This is a genomic window from Gordonia sp. NPDC003376, from assembly GCF_053589235.1.
Genome location: NZ_JBSFRM010000011.1, coordinates 109042 through 130156, shown reverse-complemented (window position 1 = coordinate 130156; position 21115 = coordinate 109042). Strand labels below are relative to the sequence as shown.

Genomic DNA, 21115 nt, shown 5'->3' with positions numbered 1-21115 from the left:
TCTCGGTGGCGTGTGTGCGGGTGGTGGCCACTTTCGGGGGTGGTTGCGTTGCCGAGTTCGACCGGTGGGGGTTTCGACTCGTCTTGTCGCTGCGCTCCTCGTCGGCTCAACCATCAAGTGGCGCTTCGTGATTGAGTGTGGCAGACCCCCTCCGGTCTTCAGGCTCGCGCGTCGATCCCGGTGGTGAGGATGGATGCCAGCTGGCGGTAGGCGTGGGCATCGTCGAGGCCGGTGGCCGCGGCGACCTCGCGACGCTGGATGCGTGCCATCATGGTCGCGGCCAGGTCGGCGGCGAATGCGGCGTCGACGTCGCGGAAGGCGCCTTCGGCCACCCCGGCGTCGATCAGCTCCCGTACCCGCACGGCCGCGGCCTCGGTGTTGCGCTCGTAGAGGTCGCGGGTGGGGGCGAAGGCGTGCAGATCGGACATGAACTGCGCGGATGCGGGGGAGAGGGCCTCGCCGACGGCGATCAGATAGGTGGTGACCGACTCGCGGGCCGAGCCGGCCTCGTCGACACGCTGCTCGACATGCTCGGTGGCCGTCCGGAAGAAGTGCGTGACGGTCTTGGTGACCAGTTGCTCCTTGCTGTCGGCGAGCGTGTAGAGCGTCGACTTGGAGCAGCGAAGGCGGGTCGCGAGATCCGAGACCGACAGGTGTGCGAATCCCTCGGCGAGCAGGAGTTCGAGCATCGCATCGAACAGCACACCGCGTCGGCGGGTGGCGAAGTCGCCCCGCTGCGGACCGGTCTCGGGTGGTCGGGTCACAGCCCGCTCCTTTCGCTCGCCTGTCGGCAATAGTACTGTGCAGGGTACTTGGGTACTGTCTAAATACTCCATGGAAGGCCGACCATGCCTGTAGACCGCCTGCTCCCCAGCGACGAGGCCCGCGATCTGATCGCGTTGACCCGCGACATCGCCGACAAGCGTCTCGCCCCCATCGCCGATCAGCACGAGAAGGCCGAGACGTATCCCGACGGCCTGTTCGCCGAGCTCGGCGAGGCCGGTCTGCTGGGGTTGCCGTACCCCGTCGAGTGGGATGGTGGCGCCCAGTCGTACGAGGTGTATCTGCAGGTCCTCGAGGAACTCGGAGCGCGCTGGGCGGCGGTCGCGGTGGCGGTCAGCGTGCACGGTCTGGCCTGTCATCCGCTGTTCACGTTCGGTACCGAGGGGCAGAAGCAGCGGTGGCTGCCCGACCTTCTCAATGGTCGCCTGATCGGCGCGTACAGCCTCTCCGAGCCGCAGGCGGGGTCGGATGCGGCGGCCCTGAACTGCCGGGCCAAGGCCGTCGACGGCGGATACCGGGTGACCGGTACCAAGGCCTGGATCACCCACGGCGGTATCGCCGACGTCTACAACCTCTTCGTGCGTACCGGCGAAGGGTCCAAGGGCATCTCGTGCCTGCTCGTCCCGCGGGACACCGATGGCCTCACCTTCGGCAAGCCGGAGGAGAAGATGGGCCTGCACGCGGTCCCGACCACCGCAGCCACCTACGACGACGCGCTGATCGACGCCGACCGACTGATCGGTGCCGAGGGACAGGGCCTCCAGATCGCCTTCTCCGCACTGGATTCCGGCCGGCTCGGCATCGCGGCCGTCGCCACAGGCCTGGCGCAGGCCGCGCTCGACGCCGCCGTCGAGTACGCCCAGGAACGAACCACCTTCGGCCGTAAGATCATCGACCATCAGGGCCTCGGCTTCCTGCTCGCCGACATGGCGGCAGCGGTCGACTCCGCCCGCGCGACCTACCTCGACGCGGCACGTCGTCGCGACGCCGGAGCGCCCTACTCCCGTGCCGCCGCGACCGCCAAGCTGATCGCCACCGACACCGCGATGAAGGTCACCACCGACGCCGTTCAGGTACTCGGCGGCAACGGCTACACCCGCGACTTCCGCGTCGAGCGCTACATGCGCGAGGCGAAGATCACCCAGATCTTCGAGGGCACCAACCAGATCCAGCGTCTGGTGATCAGCCGGGCGCTGGCGTCGTCGTAGCCGTCGCGCTTCGCTGAGAACCGTCTCAACGAATGCCGGAGCCCCGGGGATACGATCGGCGCCATGCCCGCCGCCGGCCTCGCGCTGCCTCACCTCCGACTCGACGACGAGGTGATCGGCTGGGTCGTCGGCAGCCGGCACCAGCCCTGGATCGGGCTCGCCCACGCGGTCACGGTGCTGGGCAACAGCCTCACCCTGACCGTCATCTGTGTGGTTGTGGTGGCCGCACTGCTGATCCGGCGAGAGATTGCGCCGGCGGTGCTGCTCGGCGCGGGCGCGCTGCTCGGCTCCGCGGTGATGGTGATGCTCAAACACATCTTCGGCCGCACACGCCCCCCGGTCACCGACCGGCTGCTGACGATCGAGAGCTACTCCTTCCCGTCCGGTCACGCGATGATGTCGATGGTCGTGTACTGCCTGGTCGCCGTCGTCGCCTACGGTGTGAGTCAGTGGGTCCGCGACCACCGCTGGGTGCTGCTCGCCGCCCCGTTGTTGTCCATCGCGATCGGACTCACCCGGGTCTACCTCGGGGTTCACTGGCTCACCGACGTCCTCGCCGGATGGATGTTCGGTGCGGTGTGGGTGGTGCTGTGCGTGTGGATTTGTGGTCTCTTCGGACGATGGACCCATCGGACGGCCGTCGGTTCTACTTGAGGGATGTCCGATATGGGTGCCCGCGACGACGATGCCCGGCGTGACGGCCATACGGACTACATCGCCAGGCCCGCACCGCCGACGAATATCGGCTCGGGGCCGGTGAACGGCGGCCCGGATCCGGCGTACAACCCGACCATGGCCCGTCCCGTCCCCGACCCGGCGGCGATGTCGGGCCCGATGCCCGCGCAACCCGGCCCCTACCCGAACGGCCCCTACTCGAACGGCCCCTACTCGAACGGGTATCCGGCATACGGGTATCCGCCGCCCGGCGGCGCCTACCCGGGGCAGATGCCACCCGGCGCGGTCCCGCAGGGCTCCCGACGAGGGCCGCTCCCGTGGCTGCTCGCCGCGGTGGCCGTGCTGTGCGTCGTGGCACTGGCCGTCGGCGGACTGGTGTGGTGGAAACACTCGAGTTCCGACGACGAGACCCGGGCACTGTTCCCCGGCCAGCTCACCGGGGCGTTCCCGACGGCACCCACACCCGCATGGACGTTGCGGCCGTCGGATCTCGGGGGTGAACGCTTCGTCGGACCGACCGCATCGCTTCCGCAATACGGCAGCGTCGGGGTTGTCGCCGACGACACCACCGTGGTGACCCTGGTCGGAACTCCGGGGACCTCGGACGGGCGCCGCCTGCTCGGCGTGAATGCCGAGACCGGCTCCCGGTGGATCACCGAACAGCTGTTCGGGGGCTGTTCGAACACCATCGTCGACCGGCGGATCGCGTGCTACAACTCCCGCGAGATGGTGTTCCTCGACACCACCGACGGTTCGGTGCTCGCGACGCAGCCGATGCCCTCGCCGCGCGCGTTCGGCGTCGCCTACAACGGGGCGGCCGCGTTCACCCGCTACTACGTGTCGAACTCGGATTCCGTGCGATTGGTCAAGATCACGCCCACCGGCACCGAGTGGGCCAAGGAGTTCGTGCTCCCCGACCAGAGCGGCAGCGGCGACGGCGATGGGTTCACCGCCACCGATACGCTCGTGGCCGTCGGGCACGGGGGGTCGGTGATCGTCGCCTCGGCGGTCGACGGGCGGGAGATCCTGCGTCGTCCGGGCAGCATCGAGATCGGAACACTCGCCGACGGGTCCCTGGTCACCGAGCTCCGCAGCGGCGGGACGAGCGGCACCCCGGGACCGATTGCGGTGATCCGCCCCGACGGCACCGTCAGCGAGATCCCCGGGGTCGCGTTCGCCGTCCCGCACGTGGCCGCACCGGACCTGCGGGACACCGTCCTGGTGGACGGCAAGCTCGTCTCCGTCGCCGACCGTACGAGCTCCTGGGCCACCAGTGTCGTCACCGAACTCGGCTATTCGGCCGTGGTTCCGGTCGCCGACGACCGCGAGGTCGTCACGGTCAGCTCGAGCGGTTCGATGACGTCCGCCGACACCGCCACCGGCGCCGTCCGCTGGTCGTTTCCGGTCGACACGCCGGCGGTCGGCGACCAGGTCGCGGTGACCGACGGCACCCGGATTCTCGTCGGTGGGGACGGCGGTGCACTGACCGCCGTCGACCTCGAGTCCGGCACGGCGCAGTGGAGCATCCCGGGCGCGCAACTCGGTGACGGGCAGGCCCCGTTGGTCCTGTCGGTCGGCGGCCGACTGGTCACCGTCACCGGCGCGGCGATCACCGCCTTCGCCCCCACCGGCGGCGATGCGGTGGCGCCCGGTTTGCCGCCGGTGCCGGTCGAGGCGCCGGCAGGCTACGTGACCCGGTGCGGCACCCCGCCGCGGTTCGTCCCCGACAAGTTCGTCACCACCCCGGCGGGGCTGGTGGTGACGATGAAGGTGGTCGCGACCTGTCCGAGTGGAGATGTGTTGTCCGGCAAGCAGACCCGGATCAGTATCAGCGACCCGAGTGGACTCATCGCCTCCGGTGACTTCGACTTCAGCTCATCGCCGGTCGCGGTGGGCTCCTCCGACGCCGGTACCGGTATCACCCTGGATCTGACGTATCCGCCGGGGTCGTTCTTCCGCACGCCGGACACCCTGGGGTCGGTCGGCGGCGCCGCCGGGACCACCTTGGCCGGTCCGATCGTCGTCGACTGCGTGCCGGGTCCGCCGACCACCGACACGCTGCCGGCGCCGGCCGACGGGTCGACCGCCGCACCGCAGATCGCGACCGGGGCGGTGATCCCGCCGGGTGTCGACATCTCGGCGACCACCGGCAACGCGCTGCGGGCACAGGCCGATTCCGACCGCGCGTTCATCCTGGCCAACCTGAACAACCGGTGGGTCGCGCAGCTGTCGTCCAAGCGGCCGGGTCTGGTCGCCGACGGCAGGACCTGGGACAACCAGGCGATCCTCGACGAGTTCCTCGCCAACCGCCTCCGCTTCAGTGATGTGCGGCTGCTCTACAGCGACGAGTGGAGTGTGTTCAGCTACCGCGGGTGGTGGGTGACGGTCGCGGCACTGACGTTCCCGGGTCCCGATCAGGCCAACGCCTGGTGTGTGCAGCAGGGCTTCGACGGTGAGCACTGCTTCGCCAAGCTGATCAGCACCACCGCCCCGCCGGACGGGTCCACCCGCTACCGCTGACCGCGCGTCGTTCCGCGCGCGCCGGGCTGGTCGCCCGGGGGCGCCGGCGCCGGGGTACCGACGGCGCGAAGCTCAGAGTCCGGCGAGATATCCCACGAGTCGGTCGGGCACGACCATCGCGGGCAACGCCATCCGCAACTGTGCCTCGACGTAGGCGTCGAAGCCGAACTCGGCGCCGAAATGCCACTGTTTGAGTGCCCAGCCGTGAGCCAGCATCATCAGGTCGAAGACGGCGAGGTCGGCCTCGATGTCGGACCGGATCAGCCCGGCGTCGACCGCGGCGAGGATCGCATCGCGCATCGGCCCCGACGTCTCCACCTCGAGCTGTTTGATCCGTTCGCGCCCACCGGCATCGAGCGTGCGGCTCTCCCGATAGGTGAGCACCACCGCGTCGCGGTTCTGGTCGACGATCCGCGCGTACTGCCGGAAGCCGGCGATCAGCTGCTCCACCGGGTCGTCACCGGCGAGGTCCATGGCCGGTTGGAGCTGATCGCGGAACTTCTCGAGGATGTCCACGATCGCGGCCAGGAGGATGTCCTCCTTGTTCCCGAAGTACTTGTAGAACAATCCGACGCTGACGCCCGCCTCCTCGGCGAGCGCCTGCATCGACATCTGGTGGAACCCGGTGCGTTCCATCACCGCGACCGCGGCGTCGAGCAGCTGACGGCGCCGTGAGGAGATCCGTACCGCCCGCACCGCGTCCTCGACACTGGCCGCCGCGTCCGCCCCTGTCCGTGTCGCTGCCGACTTCGCCACCACTCCTCCTCGATTCGGGTGAACTCCTGGAGTCTAGTTGCCCGGGAGGCACACCCTAGATCCCCAGGTCCTTCGCGATGATCGTCTTCATGATCTCGGTGGTCCCGCCGTAGATCGTCTGGATTCGGGCGTCGATGAACGCCCGCGACACCGGGTACTCCCGCATGTAGCCGTATCCACCGTGCAGCTGCAGGCAGCGGTCGGCGGTGCGGACCTGCAACTCGGTGGCCCACCACTTGAGCCGGGCCGCGCGGGCCGCGGTGAGTTCACCGGCGACGTGTTCGGCGATGCAGTCGTCGAGGAAGGTTCGGGCCAGATCCAGTTCGGTGGCCAGCTCGGCGAGTACGAACCGGGTGTTCTGGAACGACGACACCGGTGACCCGAAGGCGGTGCGTTCCTTCACGTACTCCAGGGTGCGGGCGAAGGTGCCCTCGGCGGCGGCGACGGCGCCGATGGCCAGCGACAACCGTTCCTGCGGCAGGTTGTGCACCAGCTGGTAGAAGCCCTGCCCCTCCTCGCCGAGCCGGTTGGCCACCGGCACCCGCATGTCATGGAAGGCCAGTTCGCTGGTGTCCTGGGCGTGCAGGCCGATCTTGTCGAGCTTGCGGCCGCGTTCGAAGCCCGGGGTGTCGGCCTCGACGACGAACAGCGTCAGACCCTTGTGCTTGTCCGGGCCGGTGCGGGTGGCGACCACGAACAGGTCGCCGTTGCGGCCGTTGGAGATGAACGTCTTGGAGCCGTTGACGATGTAGTGGTCGCCGTCGCGGACCGCCGAGGTGCGGATGCCGGTCAGATCGGAACCGGCACCCGGCTCGGTCATCGCGATGCCGAGCACCGTCTCGCCGCTGACCACACCGGGCAGCCAGCGCGCCTTCTGCTCGTCGTTGGTCATCTCGGTGAGGTATGGCAGGACGACGTCGTTCTGCAGCGAGAAGGCGATCGCCTCGGCGGCCGCACCGGTGCGGGCGGTCTCCTCGATCACGATCGCGTGATACCGGAAGTCGTCGACGCCGGGGCCGCCGAACTCTTCGGGTACCGGGAAGCCGAGCAGGCCGTTCTTGCCGGCCTCGGTGAACAGGCTGCGGTCCCACAGCCCGGCGTGCTCCCACTCCTCGTGGTGCGGGGTGATCTGGTCGGCGACGAACTTCGTGACGGTGTCGCGGAACTGGCGGTGCTCGATGTCGTGGGTGAGTGCGCTCATGGTCTGTCCCTGTGGTCTCGCGGGGTCGGTGATGTCGGGAGTGGCTTGGCGAATCCGGTTCAGCGGAAGGCGTTCTCGCCGGTGAACGCCTGGCCGAGGACGAGCTGGTGCATCTCCGGGGTGCCCTCGTAGGTCAGCACCGACTCGAGGTTCACCATGTGCCGGATCACCGGGAACTCCAGCGAGATACCGTTGCCGCCCAGGATGGTTCGCGACGTGCGGCAGATCTCGATGGCCTCCCGGGTGTTGTTGAGCTTGCCGAAGCTCACCTGGTCCGGGCGCAGTCCCACGGTGTCCTTCAGTCGTCCCAGGTGATAGGCCAGCAGGTTGGCCTTCTGCAGTTCCACCCCCATGTCGGCGATCTTGGCCTGGGTGAGCTGGAATCCGGCCAGCGGCCGGCCGAACTGGGTGCGGGCCTTGGCATAGTCCACCGCGGCGACCCACGCCGAGCGGGCCGCGCCGACCGCACCCCACAGGATGCCGTAGCGGGCCTCGGACAGACTCGCCAGCGGTGCCTTGATCCCGGTGCCGCCGTAGGAGTTCCGACCATTCCCGTCGACGCCGCCGGGCATCATCGCATCCGCGGGCAGCCGGACGCCGTCGAGGACGATCTCACCGGTGGTCGAGGCGCGAAGCGAGAGCTTGTGCTTGATCTCCGGGGTGGTCACCCCCGGGGTGTCGGTGGGCACGATGAAGCCGCGGATGCCCTCGTCGGTGCGGGCCCAGACGACGGCCACGTCGGCGATGGGGGAGTTGGTGATCCACATCTTGCGGCCGTCGAGGATCCAGTCGGAGCCGTCACGGCGGGCACGGGTCGTCATCGACGCCGGATCGCTGCCCGCGTCGGGTTCGGTCAGGCCGAAGCATCCGATGGTGGTGCCGGCCGCCATCCCCGGAAGCCAGTGCTGCTTCTGTTCCTCCGAGCCGTTGTTGTGGATCGAGAACATCGCCAGCGAACCCTGCACCGACACCATCGAGCGGATGCCGGAGTCGGAGGCCTCGAGTTCGAGGCAGGCCAGACCGTAGTGCACCGCACTCGATCCGCCGCAGCCGTACCCCTCGAGGTGCATACCCAGCACGCCGAGGTCACCGAACTGCTTCATCAGGTCGCGGGCGATCGGGATGGAGCCCTGCTCGAACCAGTCCGCGACGTGCGGGGTGACATGCTCGGTGAGGAAGCCACGGACCGAATCCCGCACGGCGAGTTCGTCGTCGCTGTAGCCGAGGTCGATGTTGAGGGGGTCGGTCGCCGAGAATGCCGGTAGTGCGGTCTGGGTACTCATGATTGTGTTCCTTGGGGCTTGCGGGGTGCGATGAACCGGCCGTCGGACATCTCGGCCGCGGCGGATTCGGTTGCCTTGTAGTGCAGCTTCTTCCCGGTCGCCGACACCGGCAGGGAGTCGACGATCCGGTAGGCGCGGGGCCGTTTGAACTGCGAGAGCATCGGGTGACTGCGGCAGAACTCGTCGAGTTCCTCGGCGGTCGGGGTGGTGCCCTCGGCGGCCAGGACATAGGCGACGACGACCTGTCCCCACCGGTCGTCGGGGACACCCACCACCAGGGAGTCGGCGACGTCGGGATGGCTGTTGAGGGCCTCCTCCACCTGCACGGGGTGGACGTTCTCGCCGCCGGAGATCAGCATGTCGTCCTTGCGGCCGACGATGGTGACGAACTCCTCGGTGTCCCAGGTGGCGAGGTCGCCGATGTGCAGCCAGCTGCCGTTGTACTTGGCCTTCTCCTGGACCGGCGAATCATAATACGCAGCTGCACATTTGGGCGATCGGATGATCACCTCGCCGACCTCGGAGCCGTCGCGGGCGACGACCTCGTCGGCGGAGGCGAGATGGCCGTCGTCGTGCACCTTGACCACGCGGACGTCGTCGTCGATGCAGGCGCGGCCGGCCGTTCCGGCGTGGTCGGGCAGATCCACCGGGCGCAGGAAGGTGTTCCAGAATCCCTCGGTGCTGCCGTAGCCGTTGAAGATCCGCGGCGTGAGGACCTCCTGGTAGCGCAGGGCGGCCTCCCGCTCGAGCGGCGCGCCCATGGTGACGATGCCACGCAGGCTCGACAGGTCACGGGGCCGGGCGACCTGGGCGGCGGTCAGCATGGCGAGGTTGGTGGGTGCGCCGATCAGGAAGGTCAGCCGGCACTTCTCCACCCAGTCGAGGGTCAGCTCCGGGTCGAAGGTCCGCATCGGGATCAGCGTCGATCCGAGGTAGAACGTGGGATTCGGTCCGGCACAGTACAGTCCGCCGCGGTGAAACCACGGCGTCATGTTCAGGGTGCGGTCCTCGGGGGAGAGCGGGAAATGCATGATGACGTCGTGCGCGGAGAAGATCTCGATCGCGCTGTTCATCGGTACCGCCTTGGGCATCCCGGTGGTGCCCGAGGTGTAGAGACGGGTGGTCTCGTCGAACACGCCGCGATCGACCTGTGGCGGAGCCGAATCAGACGGCAGCTCGGCGAAGCGGATCGAGATCGCGCCGTCGGCCAGCGCTCCCGCACCCACACCGACCAGCACTTCGGGGGTGTGGTCGGCGCGGGCGATCGCGTCGGTGACCATCGGGGTGAACTCGGTGTCGTAGACGTACACCTTGGGTCGGCTGACGTCCAGGATCACCGCGGTCTCGCCGGCGGCGAGGCGGAAGTTCACCGGTGACCCGACCGTACCGGCCGCCTGGGTGGCCAGGTACAGCTGGGCGAACTCCGGGCCGTTGAGCAGCTGGTAGGCCACCACGTCGCCGGGTGCCACACCGCGGCCGGCGAGGCCTGCGGCGAGGGCGTCGACGGCGGCACCGAGGCGGCCGTAGGTCCATTCGGTGTCGGTGGTCGGGTCGATCATCGCCACCGTGCCGGCATAGCGGGACACGTTGCGGCGGAATCCGTTCAGGTACGTGAACTCGTGCTCGAAGAACGACCGGTACTGGTGGGCGTCGTAGACGTAGGGCGTCTCGGAACGAGGCGAGGCGATGGTCATGTCGGGATCTCCGATGGTCACTCGGGTGGGGCCGCTCAGCCGGCCATGGTGAGTCCGCCGCTGACGCTGATCACCTGTCCGGTGATGAACGACGCCGCGGGGGAGGCGAAGAACAGGACGGGCGCGGCGACCTCATCGGGCCGGGCGAGACGACGGAACGGAATCGCCTTGACCAGAGCCTCTTTCAGCTTGTCCGGCTGGGCCTGGAACAGCGGGGTGTCGGTGGGGCCGGGGCATACCGCGTTGACGGTGATCTGGTAGCGGGCCATCTCCCGGGCCAGCGACTTGCTCAGCGCGATCACGCCGCCCTTGGCGCCGGCGTAGATGCTCTCGCCGGCCGATCCGACACGCCCGGCGTCGGAAGCGAGGTTGATCACGCGACCCCCCTGCCATCCCTCGGTCTTGGCGGCCTCGACCATGCCGGGCAGGAAGGCGCTGGCCATGTGCACCGGTCCGAGGTAGTTGATCGCCACGACCTTCTCGGCGAATTCGGTGGTCGCATTGAGGAACTGGTCGGTGCGGTCCCAGCCGGCGGCGTTCACCAGGATGTCGGGGACACCGACCTCGGCGGTCACCGCGTCACGCAGGGCGTCGACGGCGGTACGGTCGGCGACGTCGACCCTCATCGGGACGATCTTCGCGGTTCCCTCGGCGGTGCGCTTGGCGGCATCGAGGTCGAGGTCGGCGGCGACGACGGTGATGCCCTGGGCTGCGAAGGCCTCGGCGATCGACTTGCCGATACCCGATCCGGCTCCGGTGACGACGGCGATGCTGTTGGTGTTCATGATGTTTCGTTGTCCTCTCGGCGTCAGCGGCTCAGATGGCGGCGAACTTGTTGAATTCCGGCATGCGCTTCTCGGCGAATGCGGTGGCGCCCTCGGCGCCCTCGGCGGTGTGGTGGGTGAACAGGTCCAGCGCGCTCATCGCGAGGTTGGACAGGCCGGCCTGGTGATCGGTGTCGGCGTTGAAGCTCTGCTTGAGGAACCGGATCGCGGTCGGCGACTTCTCGGCGATCTCGGCGGCGATCTTCTTGGCCTCGTCGAGCAGGTCGGCGGCCGGGACGACCCAGTTGACCAGGCCCCAGCGCTCGGCGGTCTCGGCGTCGTACTGGCGGCACAGGTACCAGATCTCACGGGCGCGCTTCTCGCCGACGATCCGGGCGAGGAAGGCCGAACCGAAGCCGGCGTCGAAGGAGCCGACCTTGGGGCCGGACTGGCCGAAGCGTGCGGTGTCGGCGGCGATGGTCAGGTCGCAGAGCACATGGAGGACGTGTCCGCCACCGATGGCCAGACCGTTGACCGCGGCGATGACCGGCTTGGGGATGTCGCGAATCGTCTTGTGCAGGTTGCCGATCTCGAACATCCCACTCTCGCTGGGGCCGTAGTCGCCGGTCTCGGCGCGCTGCTTGACGTCGCCGCCGGTGCAGAACGCCTTGTCGCCCGCGCCGGTGAGGATCACGGCCTGCACCTGCTGGTCGGCCCACGCGCGCCGGAAGGCGTTGATCATCTCTTCGACGGTCTTCGCGCGGAAGGCGTTGTACCGCTGCGGGCGGTTCATCGTGATGATCGCGGTCGGGCCCTCGACGGTGTAGTCGATGTCTTCGTAGGTGGGGTTCATGATGGTGCTCCCTTGGTGAATCAACGGACGGTGTGATCACCGCTTCACTGTGAATGAACGTACATTCACCGCCGTTCGCGTGTCAAGGGTCACAGTCGGGAATCTGGTGGGTGCGTCGGGAGATGGGGTGAATGACACGAGGTCGCGGCCGGTGTCGGGGACACGGGCCGCGACCTCGTGGGTTGCGGGTGGGGGATTCGGGTCAGCGTACCGAGGCGGCCTCGGCGCCGAGGCCGGTCTCCGAGCGCACGATCATCTCCGCGAACTTCTCGTCCGCGACGTCGTCCCCGGTCGCCCCACCGGGCCCGCTCAGCAGCGATCCGACGACGCAGGCGATGAGACTCAACGGCAGCGTGATCACCACGGGCAGCTGGATCGTCAGCGGGGCCGGGCCGGAACCGGGCCACAACGCCGGCGTCAGCATCAGCGAGACGATGGTCGACGCGAGACCGACGAGGATGCCGTACATCGCCCCGGTCGCGGTGAACCGTCGCCAGGTGAGGCTCAGCACCAGTGCCGGGAGATGGGCGCTCGCGGCCACCATGAAGGCCATGCCCATGAAGTAGGTGATGTTGGTGTCGTCGCCGATGACCATCGTCAGTGCGATCGCGATCAGGCTGAACACCACCGCACCGTAGCGGGCGATGACGGCCTGCTTCTGGTCGTCGACCTCGCCGGCCGGGGCCCGGGTGACGGTGGGCCACACGTCGCGCGCGAACGTGCCCGCCGCCGAGATCACCACACCGGCGACGACCGCGATGATCGAGGCGAAGGCGACCGCCGACACCATCGCCAGGGCCAGTGACCCGCCGATCGTCCCCGCGCCGCCGCCGAGATCGGTGACCAGCGCGGGCGCCGCGAGATTGCCCGACGTGCCGACCCGCTCGGAGCCGTCGGCGCCCAGCAGCGCTGCCGCGCCGAAGCCCATGACGACCACGATCAGGTAGAACATGCTGCACAGGGCCACCGTCCAGCCGAGTGACCGGCGTGCGGTCGCGGCCTCCGGGACGGTGAAGAAGCGGATCAGGATGTGGGCCATCCCCGCGGTGCCCAGGGCGAAGGTGAGGGCGTAGGAGACGAGGTTGATCGGTCCGCCCGAGCCGAAGATCTGCCCCGGACCGAGGATCGCGTCGCCGGCCGCGGCGTTTCGGGTCGCCGAGTCGAGCAGCAGCGGGAAGCTGAATCCGAACCTCGACAGCACGCCGAGGGCGATGATGATGGCCAGGATCGCGAGGATCGACGACTTGATCACCTGGACCCACGTGGTGGCCAGCATGCCGCCGACGAAGACGTAGACCGCCATCAGCAGTCCGGCGACGAGCACCGACACCCAGAACGGGATTCCCACGACGGACTCGAGAAGTGTTCCGGCGGCGACCATCTGGGCCAGCAGGACAAAGGTGCACGTGGCCAGGGTGCTGAGGGCGACGGCCACCCGGACGCGGCGTGATCCGGAGCGGAACACCAGGACGTCGGCGATGGTGTACTTACCGATGTTGCGCATCTTCTCGGCCAGCAGGAACAGCACCGGGAGGAACGAGATCACCGATGCGAACAGGATCACCGTGCCGTCGACTCCCTTGTAGAAGATGAGCCCGGTGGTGCCGAGAAAGCTTCCGGCGGAGATGAATTCACCGGAGATGGCGAATCCGTTCTGCCAGCTGCCGATCGAGCGTCCGGCCGCGAAGAAGCCGTCGGCGCTGCGGGATCGGCGGGCGACGGCGAAGGTCACCCACAGGGTGAGTGCGATGACCGCGGCGCAGATGACGATGGCGAGGTGGTCGGTGCCATGGGTCATCGGGCGGTCTCCTTGTGTGCCGTCACCGCGATCAGCGCGGCGTCGGCGGCCGGTCCGATGTAGGTCCGGGCGAGCCGGAAGTAGCAATACACCAGCACCCAGGTGCCGACGAACTGGGACAGCACCACCCACAGGGAGAGTGGGACACCGAGGATCTCGACGTTGCCGAGGACATGCGGGAAGCCGGCGAAGCCGACGATGAATCCACTGAACAGGGCGATGGTGAGCACACTCATCAGTGCGGTGACCCGGCTGCGGCGCCGGCGGAGTTCGGCCACCTCCGGGAGTGCGAGGGCGCTTCGCCACGAGGTGGGTGAGGTGACGGTGAGGTCGATCATGGCCGCACCGCCGCATGTCGGGCTGTGTCCAGGGCGAAGAGGTTCTCGTCCCAGCCGTCGGCGAGAGGGCCGAAGAAGTGGAAGCGGACCTGTTTGACGCGGTAGCGCCAGACGCCGTCGACCCTGATCACCTGGTCGGTGTAGCGGCCCGCCGCGATCGAGGTGATGCCGTCGGTGACGCACGGCTGCCAGAGGAACGAGTGCACGGTGGCGGTGTCGCCGTCGAGCTCGATGTCGAGATTGGTGATGAAGTGCCAGAACGCGGTCAGGCCACCCGCGGCGAGGCCGGCGAAGAAGGTGCGCAGCTCGGCCTTGCCGTGGGGACGGCCGAGTCCGTCGAACTCGCCGTCCTCGGTGAACAGGTCCATGAGGGCGTCCCAGTCGCCGTCGTCGAGATGACGGCAGTAGCGGGCGTCGAGGGATCGGATCTCCTCGAGGTCTTCGAGTCTGTCGATCCGCGCGAGCGTGGACGGCTCTGTCGCGGCGGACAGCCCCGTCTCGCTGGGAGAGGAAGTGGGGGGATGGGACATGAGGTCCTCCGAAGGGTCGGGGAGGGGTTAACAAGCGTTCATGTGATTGCGACCATAGTCCCCGGGGCGCGTCCGGGTCAATGCCCGCTGTCGGCAGTGTTCTTGCAGGTGAGAGAATCGATACCTACGCTTCGTTACATGAACAGTCGATCGTCGAGTGCTTCGATGTCGGTGCGGGACCGGATCGTCGAGGCGGCGCTCGACGAGTTCTTCGCCTCCGGATTCCACGGAGCCAACGTGCGGAGCATCGCCAAAATAGCTGGTTGCAGTGCTGCAAATGTGTACAACCACTTCGAGAACAAGTCGGCGCTGCTCGTCGAGATCCTGCGATCGGCCAGTGACGAGCAGTTCACCGCGACCCGCAATGCCCTGCGGAAGTCGGGGACCGATCCCGCCGAGCGATGGCGTCTGGCCGTCGCCGCCCACGCGTACTTCGTGGCAACCCATCCCCGCGAGTGTCTGGTGGCCAACACCGAGTTGCGCTATCTCGACGAGATCGACCGCAAGCGTGTCGTCGGGTCCAGGGATGCGCAGGAGCAGATGTTCGTCGACATCGCCACGCAGGGGGCTGAACAGGGAACATTCGTCGTGCGCCGGGTCTCCGAGGCGGTCACTGCGGTGTTGACGATGTGTTCGGGTATCCCGCTCTGGTTCCGTCCGGACGGGCCACTCACCGCCCGGGAGGTGGCCGACGACTACGGCGACTATGCACTGAACCTGATGGGTCACCGCCCGGCGGGCTGACAATCGACCGTTGACCTCCCGGCGATGGCGTGCTCTACTGGGTGAACGCTTGTTAATCCCATTTTGGTGATCGAGCGCGCTGATTCGCAGATCGTCCAGGAGCTCACACATGACCCACCGACCGTCGCAGCCCCGTACCGACAGCCCCCGCTACCTGACCGAGGAGCGCATCGCCATCCGCGATCTGGCCCGGGAGTTCGCCATGACCCAGGTCCTCCCCGTCGCCAACGAACTCGACCCGGTCCAGGGCACCATCCCCGACGCGCTCAAGAAGGCGATGGCCGAGGTCGGCTTCTTCGGGATCATGATCCCCGAGGAGTTCGGCGGTCTGGGCCTGGGTGTCTTCGAGTATTGTCTTGTCGCCGAGGAACTCTCACGGGCCTGGATGAGCGTGTCCGGCCTGCTGGCCCGTGGCAACGGGATGGGCGGCGGCTTCACCCCGGAGCAGGAGGCGGCGCTGCTGCCCCGCGTGGCCCGAGGTGAGTACCTCGGGGCGTACGCGCTGTCGGAGGCCGAGGCCGGCTCCGACGTCGCCAACATCTCCTGCCGTGCGACCCGCGAGGGCGACGAGTGGGTGGTCAACGGCACCAAGATGTGGTGCACCTACGCCGACGAGGCCGACTACCTCGTGCTGTTCGCCCGAACCGACCCGAACAGGGATCCGGCCAAACCGCACCGCGGGATCAGCGCATTCCTGGTGGAGAAGGAACGCGGCGTGTTCCCCGAGGGGATCTCGGGAACCAAGGTCCGCAAGATCGGCTACTTCGGCTGGAACACGTGGGAGCTGTCCTTCGACGACTTCCGGATTCCCGCCGATCGCATGCTCGGTGACGAGGGCAAGGGGTTCTATCTCGCCGTCAGCGGCCTCGAGGTGGGCCGGGCACACACCGCGGCCCGCGCCATCGGACTGGCCCGTGCGGCCCTCGAGGACTCCATCGCCTACCTGCACACCCGCCGGCAGTTCGGCCACGAGCTCGCCGACTTCCAGCACCTGCGGTTCAAGGTCGCCACGATGGCCGCCGACATCGAGGCCGCCCGCCAGCTCATGTATTCCGTCGCCACCGACATCGACACCGGCCGCCGCTGCTCGCTGGAGGCGTCGATGTGCAAGCTCGTCGCCACCGAGATGGCCGAGCGCGTGACCAGCGAGGCGGTCCAGATCCACGGCGGCGCAGGCTACACCACCGATTTCCAGGTCGAGCGGCACTGGCGTGACGCACGATTGACCAAGATCTTCGAAGGGACCAGTGAGATCCAGATGCGCATCATCTCCGACGAACTCCTGGGCCGGGGGCCGGTCGCATGAGCGCCGCCGTGACCGACGTGACGGCCCGGACCGTCCGGGTCGGCGACCGTACCGACTGGCGGCGTGACCTCGATCCGCTCGCCCAGGCGCCCCTGCCCGGCGCGGTCCGGATCGGCTCCTCCTGGCGGGTCGACCATCCGGCCGCCGGGACCGGTGCCCGATGGTCCGACGCGGTGATCACCCGGGTCACCGCCGACACCGTGCACCGTGACATCAGGGTCACCGACGCCGCGGGTGCGGTGTGCGAGCAGGGTGCCGAGGTCTGGCGGACCGCCGGGGCCCCGGATTCCGGTGTTGCACTGGAAAAAGTTGCAGCGCTGGACTTCTGCTCGCCGGAATGGGCCGAGCTGATCACTGTCCGGTTGGCCGCCGACGACGCCTTCGCTGCCTCGCTGTCCACCTGGGACGGCGCGATCGGCCTGCGGTGCGACGAGCGAGAGATCCAGTTGCGGATCTACAAGGGACGCATCATCGACGTCACCCGCCGCTGCCCGCACGGCGCGACGTTCACCTTCATCGCCTCCGGCCGGGCCTGGGTGGATCTGGTGTCCGACACCGACAACGACTTCATGCGCCGCGCGATCCGCGGCGAGTTCAGCACCTCCGGAGACGGATACGAGTACCTCCGGCTGACCAAACCGCTCACCATGATCGTCGGCCATGCCCGTGCGATCACCTGGGAGGCGACAGCATGATCGAGGCGCACTATCTCGAGATCGGCGGGTCCACCGGCTTCGTCGAGGTCCATCTCCCGGCCGACGCGCCGAACGGGTCATCGGGCACCGTCCTGTGTATCCACACCGCGGGCCAGAGCGGGGTGCAGTGGCGTCACGCCGCCCGCGACCTCGCCGCTCGCGGATACCGGGTGATCGTCCCGGATCTGCCCGGCCACGGACGCTCCGAGCCCGCTGTCGGGGGACCGGTCACCGACCTGGTCGCCTACGGGGACTGGCTGGTGGAACTGCTCGGCCTGCTCGGCGTCGAGCGTCCCTACGTCCTGGGGTGTTCGATCGGCGGGAAGCTCACCCTCGAACTGGCCTGCCGTCCCGACACCCCGCTCGCCGGCGCGGTCGCCATGGCCGCCGACGCCGGACCGGGCGCGGTCAATGTGGGCGGCCTGCGTCGCGAACTCGAGGACGTCGCCGGTCCGTCGCGCGCAGAACGCACCTACCTGGGCACGCTCGCCTCGGTGGGTCGGTCGGTGCCGGCGCAGACCGCGCATCTGATCGGGCTCATGCACAAACGCGAGGACCCGGAGATCTCGTCGTCGGACCTGATCGGCTGGGGCACCCACGACGTGCGCCACCGGCTGTCCGACCGGACCTGCCCGATCCGTCTGGTCTGCGGTGTCGACGACCCGTGGATCGACGTCGAGCGGATACGTCGGCTCGCGGCGGGGTGCGCATCGGCGGACCCGGTCGCCGATCGGCTCGCCGTGACCTTCACCGCCCTGCCCGGGGTCGGCCACTACCCGATGGAGGAGATCGACGACTTCGCTGCACTCGCCGGCGGATGGATCGACGAATTGCATTTCACTGCAGCCGATTCGGAAACAGCGGAGGTGTCGGCATGAGTGTCGCCCTGGACACGTCCGCGCTCGGGGCGCTCGGTGCCGAGCTCGTGTCGGCCGACCCCGACGCCGTGGCCGTCTACGACGTCGTCGACGGCGACCCGATCCCGGTCACCCGCGGTCGGCTCGGACGCCGCGCCGAGGTCCTCGCCGAGGAACTGCGTTCGGTCGGCGTGCGCAGCGGGCACTGCGTCGCGGTGCTCATCCCCAACTGGTCGGACGCCCTGGTGTGGCAGTTCGCCGCCGCGGCGCTCGGCGCCCACGTGATCGGCATCAACACCCGCTACAACGTCGGCGAGGTGCGGCACATCCTGGTGGCCGCCCGCCCCGTCGTGGTGGGCGTGGCCACCGACTTCCACGGCCTCGACCTCACCGGGATTCTCGTCGAGGCCTCCGCATCCGCCGACGTGACACCACCGATCGTCGCAGCCGTCGCCGGACCGGGTGCCGTCGGTCACCGTGTGACCGCCCCGGAGCCCACGCCGGCCCCCGACCTCGGTTCGGGCACCTGGATCGCCGGGCGCGGTGGCACCGGGGGCCTTCGCGTCCCCGACGTCGGCGACGTCGCGATGATCACCGCCGCCGGGATCGACGACCGCACCGATGATGCCCTCGCCGTCGCGTTCACGACATCGGGGTCCACCGGTACGCCGAAGCTGGCCGCACATCGTGATTGGGCCGTCGTCGACCACGCGCGCGCCGACGCCGCCGTGATGGGTATCCGCCCCGGTGATGTGGTGCTGTGCGTGCTTCCGGTGTCCGGGGTGTTCGGATTCAGCACCGCGCTGGCCGGCCTGGCCGGCGGCGCCGGTCTGCTGATGGAGCCGGTGTTCGACGCGGCGGGCACCCTGGCGCGGATGGCGCGCCTCGGAGTGACCCACGCGGTCGGCGGCGACGACCTGTTCGGGCGCCTGTACGACACCTGGCACGGCGGCGAGCGGGCCGATCTGAGCGCTCTGCGATGGATCGGGATCGCCGACTTCCTCGGCCGCTCCCAGGCGATCGCCGACTGGGCCCGAACCGAATTCGGTACCCCCACCACCGGGGTCTTCGGTTCGTCCGAGGTGTTCGCGCTGGCACTGCTGTGGTCGGACACCGATCCCGAGGAACTCCGCTGGAAAGGCGGGGGACGGCCGGTGTCGGCGGCGGTGCGGGTTCGGGTGGCCGACCCGTTCGACCACACCGAGGTCGCCACCGGCGAACAGGGTGAATTGCAGTTCCGCGGAACCAACGTCGTCGATGCCTACCTGGGAAACGAAGCGGCCGCACGGGATTCGTTCACCGCAGACGGCTGGTTCCGCAGCGGTGATCTCGGCGTGGCCACCGGCGACGGTGGGTACACCTACGTGTGCCGGATGGGAGATGCCCTGCGGCTGCGGGGGTTCCTCGTCGACCCGGCCGAGATCGAGTATCGTCTCGCCGAACATCCGGCGGTCGCGACCGCCAAGGTGGTCGGTACGACGGCCGACGACGGCCACACCGTTGCCGTGGGATTCGTGGTGCTCGACGAGGTCGCCGTGACCGGCGGTACGCCCGAGCCGGTGGACGCCGCCGTGCTGAAGGACTGGTGTCGCACGAGCCTGGCCGCGTTCAAGGTACCCGCCACGGTGCACGTGATCGAGGCGATGCCGACCACCGTCGGCGGAAACGGTAGCAAGATCAAGGCCGCCGAGCTGCGCGTCTGGGCGCAGCGGTGGGCCGATTCAGAAAGGGACCATCGTCGTGTCTGACCTGCAGGATGTCGTGATCTGTGAACCGCTGCGGACGCCGGTCGGCCGGTACGGCGGTGTCTTCGTCGACGTCCCCGCCGCCGACCTCGCCGCCGGAGTGATCACCGAATTGCTCTCGCGCACCAAGATCGACGCGGAGTCCATCGACGATGTCATCTTCGGCCAGTGCTATCCGAACGGTGAGGCCCCGGCGATCGGCCGGGTCGCCGCGCTGGACGCCGGACTGCCGGTGACCGTTCCCGGCCTGCAACTCGACCGGCGCTGCGGGTCGGGGCTGCAGGCGGTGCTCGACGCCGCAATGCGCGTGCAGACCGGCGTCGCCGACGTGGTGATCGCCGGCGGGGTGGAGTCGATGAGCCGCGCCGAGTACTACACCGAGTCCATGCGATGGGGCGCCAAGGGCCGGCCCGCGGCACTGCACGACCGGCTCGCGCGTGGCCGTGTCACCGCCGGTGGCCGCAACCACCCGGTGCCCGGCGGCATGCTCGAGACCGCCGAGAACCTGCGGCGCATCTACGGTATCGGCCGCCAGGAGCAGGACGAACTGGCCGTCGAATCCCACCGCCGCGCCGTGGCCGCGATCGACGGGGGACGTTTTGCCGACGAGATCGTGCCGGTGTCGGTCCCGCGACGCAAGGGTGACCCCGAGATCATCGACCGCGACGAGCATCCGCGTCCCGATGCGACCGTGGAGTCACTGGCCCGGCTGCGTCCGGTGATGGCCGCCGACGACCCCGACGCCACCGTGACCGCGGGCAATGCCAGCGGCCAGAACGACGGCGCCGCAGCCTGCCTGGTGACCAGCCGGGCGATGGCCGAGCAACTCGGGTTGCGCCCGCTGGCACGGCTCGTCAGCTGGGCCGCTGCCGGTGTCGCACCGTCGGAGATGGGGATCGGTCCGGTCCCGTCCACCGCGAGGGCACTCGGGCGTGCGCGCCTCGACCTCGCCGACATCGACCTGATCGAACTCAACGAGGCCTTCGCCGCACAGGCACTCGCCGTGACCCGCGAATGGAAGTTCGGCGCCGCCGACTTCGAGCGGACCAACGTCAACGGCTCGGGTATCTCGCTGGGCCACCCCGTCGGCGCCACCGGCGTCCGCATCCTTGCGACCCTGCTGCACGAGATGGACCGGCGTCGCTCACGTTACGGGCTGGAGACCATGTGCATCGGTGGCGGACAGGGCCTGACGGCCATCTTCGAGCGGGTGAGCTGACACGGGTCACGCAGAGAGGTGACCACCTCGGAGGTGGTCACCTCTCGTCGTCGGCCGGCGGGGGTTTCGACTCGACTTGTCGCTGCGCTCCTCGTCGGCTCAACCATCGTGTGGGTGGGGGTTTCGACTCGACTTGTCGCTGTGCT

At 68.8% G+C, this 21115-nt stretch carries 19 protein-coding genes; 9 read left to right on the top strand and 10 right to left on the bottom strand.

The window, feature by feature from the left end; all coding sequences use genetic code 11:
- Window positions 1-158 precede the first annotated feature (158 nt).
- Window positions 159-689, bottom strand: a complete 531-nt coding sequence (locus ACWDUA_RS13640; protein ID WP_449751587.1) for a TetR/AcrR family transcriptional regulator — start codon at window positions 687-689, stop codon at window positions 159-161.
- 159 nt (window positions 690-848) lie between these two features.
- Between ACWDUA_RS13640 and ACWDUA_RS13635 the strand changes: the two genes are divergently transcribed.
- The 3 genes from ACWDUA_RS13635 (at window position 849) to ACWDUA_RS13625 (ending at window position 5186) form a co-directional block, all read left to right on the top strand.
- Window positions 849-1991: an acyl-CoA dehydrogenase family protein gene (locus ACWDUA_RS13635; RefSeq protein WP_449751540.1), complete on the top strand. Its 1143-nt coding sequence runs from the start codon at window positions 849-851 to the stop codon at window positions 1989-1991.
- A gap of 63 nt (window positions 1992-2054) precedes the next feature.
- Window positions 2055-2645, top strand: a complete 591-nt coding sequence (locus ACWDUA_RS13630) for a phosphatase PAP2 family protein (protein ID WP_449751539.1) — start codon at window positions 2055-2057, stop codon at window positions 2643-2645.
- Between the two features lie 3 nt (window positions 2646-2648).
- Window positions 2649-5186, top strand: a complete 2538-nt coding sequence (locus ACWDUA_RS13625; RefSeq protein ID WP_449751538.1) for an outer membrane protein assembly factor BamB family protein — start codon at window positions 2649-2651, stop codon at window positions 5184-5186.
- A 72-nt stretch (window positions 5187-5258) separates the two neighbouring features.
- On the opposite strand, the gene ACWDUA_RS13620 is transcribed toward ACWDUA_RS13625, so the two are convergent.
- The 9 genes from ACWDUA_RS13620 to ACWDUA_RS13580 all read right to left on the bottom strand — a co-directional run bounded on the left by ACWDUA_RS13620 (window position 5259) and on the right by ACWDUA_RS13580 (window position 14403).
- On the bottom strand, window positions 5259-5942 hold the full coding sequence (locus ACWDUA_RS13620) for a TetR/AcrR family transcriptional regulator (RefSeq protein WP_449751537.1): 684 nt from the start codon (window positions 5940-5942) through the stop codon (window positions 5259-5261).
- A gap of 55 nt (window positions 5943-5997) precedes the next feature.
- Complete coding sequence (locus tag ACWDUA_RS13615) at window positions 5998-7143, bottom strand: acyl-CoA dehydrogenase family protein (protein WP_449751536.1); 1146 nt, start codon at window positions 7141-7143, stop codon at window positions 5998-6000.
- A 59-nt stretch (window positions 7144-7202) separates the two neighbouring features.
- Complete coding sequence (locus ACWDUA_RS13610; protein WP_449751535.1) at window positions 7203-8426, bottom strand: acyl-CoA dehydrogenase family protein; 1224 nt, start codon at window positions 8424-8426, stop codon at window positions 7203-7205.
- Entirely contained in the window at window positions 8423-10120 is a 1698-nt protein-coding gene (locus ACWDUA_RS13605) for a class I adenylate-forming enzyme family protein (RefSeq protein ID WP_449751534.1), read from the bottom strand. Before ACWDUA_RS13605 ends, ACWDUA_RS13610 begins: the two co-directional genes overlap by 4 nt.
- A 35-nt stretch (window positions 10121-10155) precedes the next feature.
- Complete coding sequence (locus ACWDUA_RS13600; protein ID WP_449751533.1) at window positions 10156-10905, bottom strand: SDR family NAD(P)-dependent oxidoreductase; 750 nt, start codon at window positions 10903-10905, stop codon at window positions 10156-10158.
- A gap of 31 nt (window positions 10906-10936) precedes the next feature.
- Window positions 10937-11737 (bottom strand): enoyl-CoA hydratase-related protein, encoded by an 801-nt coding sequence (locus ACWDUA_RS13595; protein ID WP_449751532.1) that lies wholly within the window; start codon window positions 11735-11737, stop codon window positions 10937-10939.
- Window positions 11738-11939: 202 nt separating this feature from the next.
- Window positions 11940-13535 carry a solute symporter family protein gene (locus ACWDUA_RS13590; RefSeq protein ID WP_449751531.1) on the bottom strand — a complete coding sequence of 532 codons (1596 nt, stop codon included), beginning with the start codon at window positions 13533-13535 and terminating at the stop codon, window positions 11940-11942.
- Complete coding sequence (locus ACWDUA_RS13585) at window positions 13532-13873, bottom strand: DUF485 domain-containing protein (RefSeq protein WP_449751530.1); 342 nt, start codon at window positions 13871-13873, stop codon at window positions 13532-13534. The genes ACWDUA_RS13590 and ACWDUA_RS13585 overlap by 4 nt, the downstream gene beginning before the upstream one ends.
- Window positions 13870-14403, bottom strand: coding sequence for a nuclear transport factor 2 family protein (locus ACWDUA_RS13580; RefSeq protein WP_449751529.1), 534 nt, complete (start codon window positions 14401-14403; stop codon window positions 13870-13872). The genes ACWDUA_RS13585 and ACWDUA_RS13580 overlap by 4 nt, the downstream gene beginning before the upstream one ends.
- Window positions 14404-14541: 138 nt before the next feature.
- Here ACWDUA_RS13580 and ACWDUA_RS13575 point away from each other — a divergent pair, with 138 nt between their 5' ends.
- The 6 genes from ACWDUA_RS13575 to ACWDUA_RS13550 all read left to right on the top strand — a co-directional run bounded on the left by ACWDUA_RS13575 (window position 14542) and on the right by ACWDUA_RS13550 (window position 20969).
- Window positions 14542-15147 carry a TetR family transcriptional regulator gene (locus ACWDUA_RS13575; RefSeq protein ID WP_449751528.1) on the top strand — a complete coding sequence of 202 codons (606 nt, stop codon included), beginning with the start codon at window positions 14542-14544 and terminating at the stop codon, window positions 15145-15147.
- Window positions 15148-15256: 109 nt separating this feature from the next.
- Window positions 15257-16453 carry an acyl-CoA dehydrogenase family protein gene (locus tag ACWDUA_RS13570; RefSeq protein WP_449751527.1) on the top strand — a complete coding sequence of 399 codons (1197 nt, stop codon included), beginning with the start codon at window positions 15257-15259 and terminating at the stop codon, window positions 16451-16453.
- 8 nt (window positions 16454-16461) lie between these two features.
- Window positions 16462-17148: a hypothetical protein gene (locus tag ACWDUA_RS13565; RefSeq protein WP_449751526.1), complete on the top strand. Its 687-nt coding sequence runs from the start codon at window positions 16462-16464 to the stop codon at window positions 17146-17148.
- Window positions 17145-18026: an alpha/beta fold hydrolase gene (locus tag ACWDUA_RS13560; RefSeq protein WP_449751525.1), complete on the top strand. Its 882-nt coding sequence runs from the start codon at window positions 17145-17147 to the stop codon at window positions 18024-18026. The genes ACWDUA_RS13565 and ACWDUA_RS13560 overlap by 4 nt, the downstream gene beginning before the upstream one ends.
- The gene (locus ACWDUA_RS13555) at window positions 18023-19753 is read left to right on the top strand and encodes an AMP-binding protein (RefSeq protein ID WP_449751524.1); all 1731 of its coding nucleotides are present in this window, start codon (window positions 18023-18025) and stop codon (window positions 19751-19753) included. Before ACWDUA_RS13560 ends, ACWDUA_RS13555 begins: the two co-directional genes overlap by 4 nt.
- A complete protein-coding gene (locus ACWDUA_RS13550; protein WP_449751523.1) occupies window positions 19746-20969 on the top strand; it encodes an acetyl-CoA C-acetyltransferase in 1224 nt (407 codons plus the stop codon). Before ACWDUA_RS13555 ends, ACWDUA_RS13550 begins: the two co-directional genes overlap by 8 nt.
- The last annotated feature ends 146 nt before the right edge of the window (window positions 20970-21115 follow it).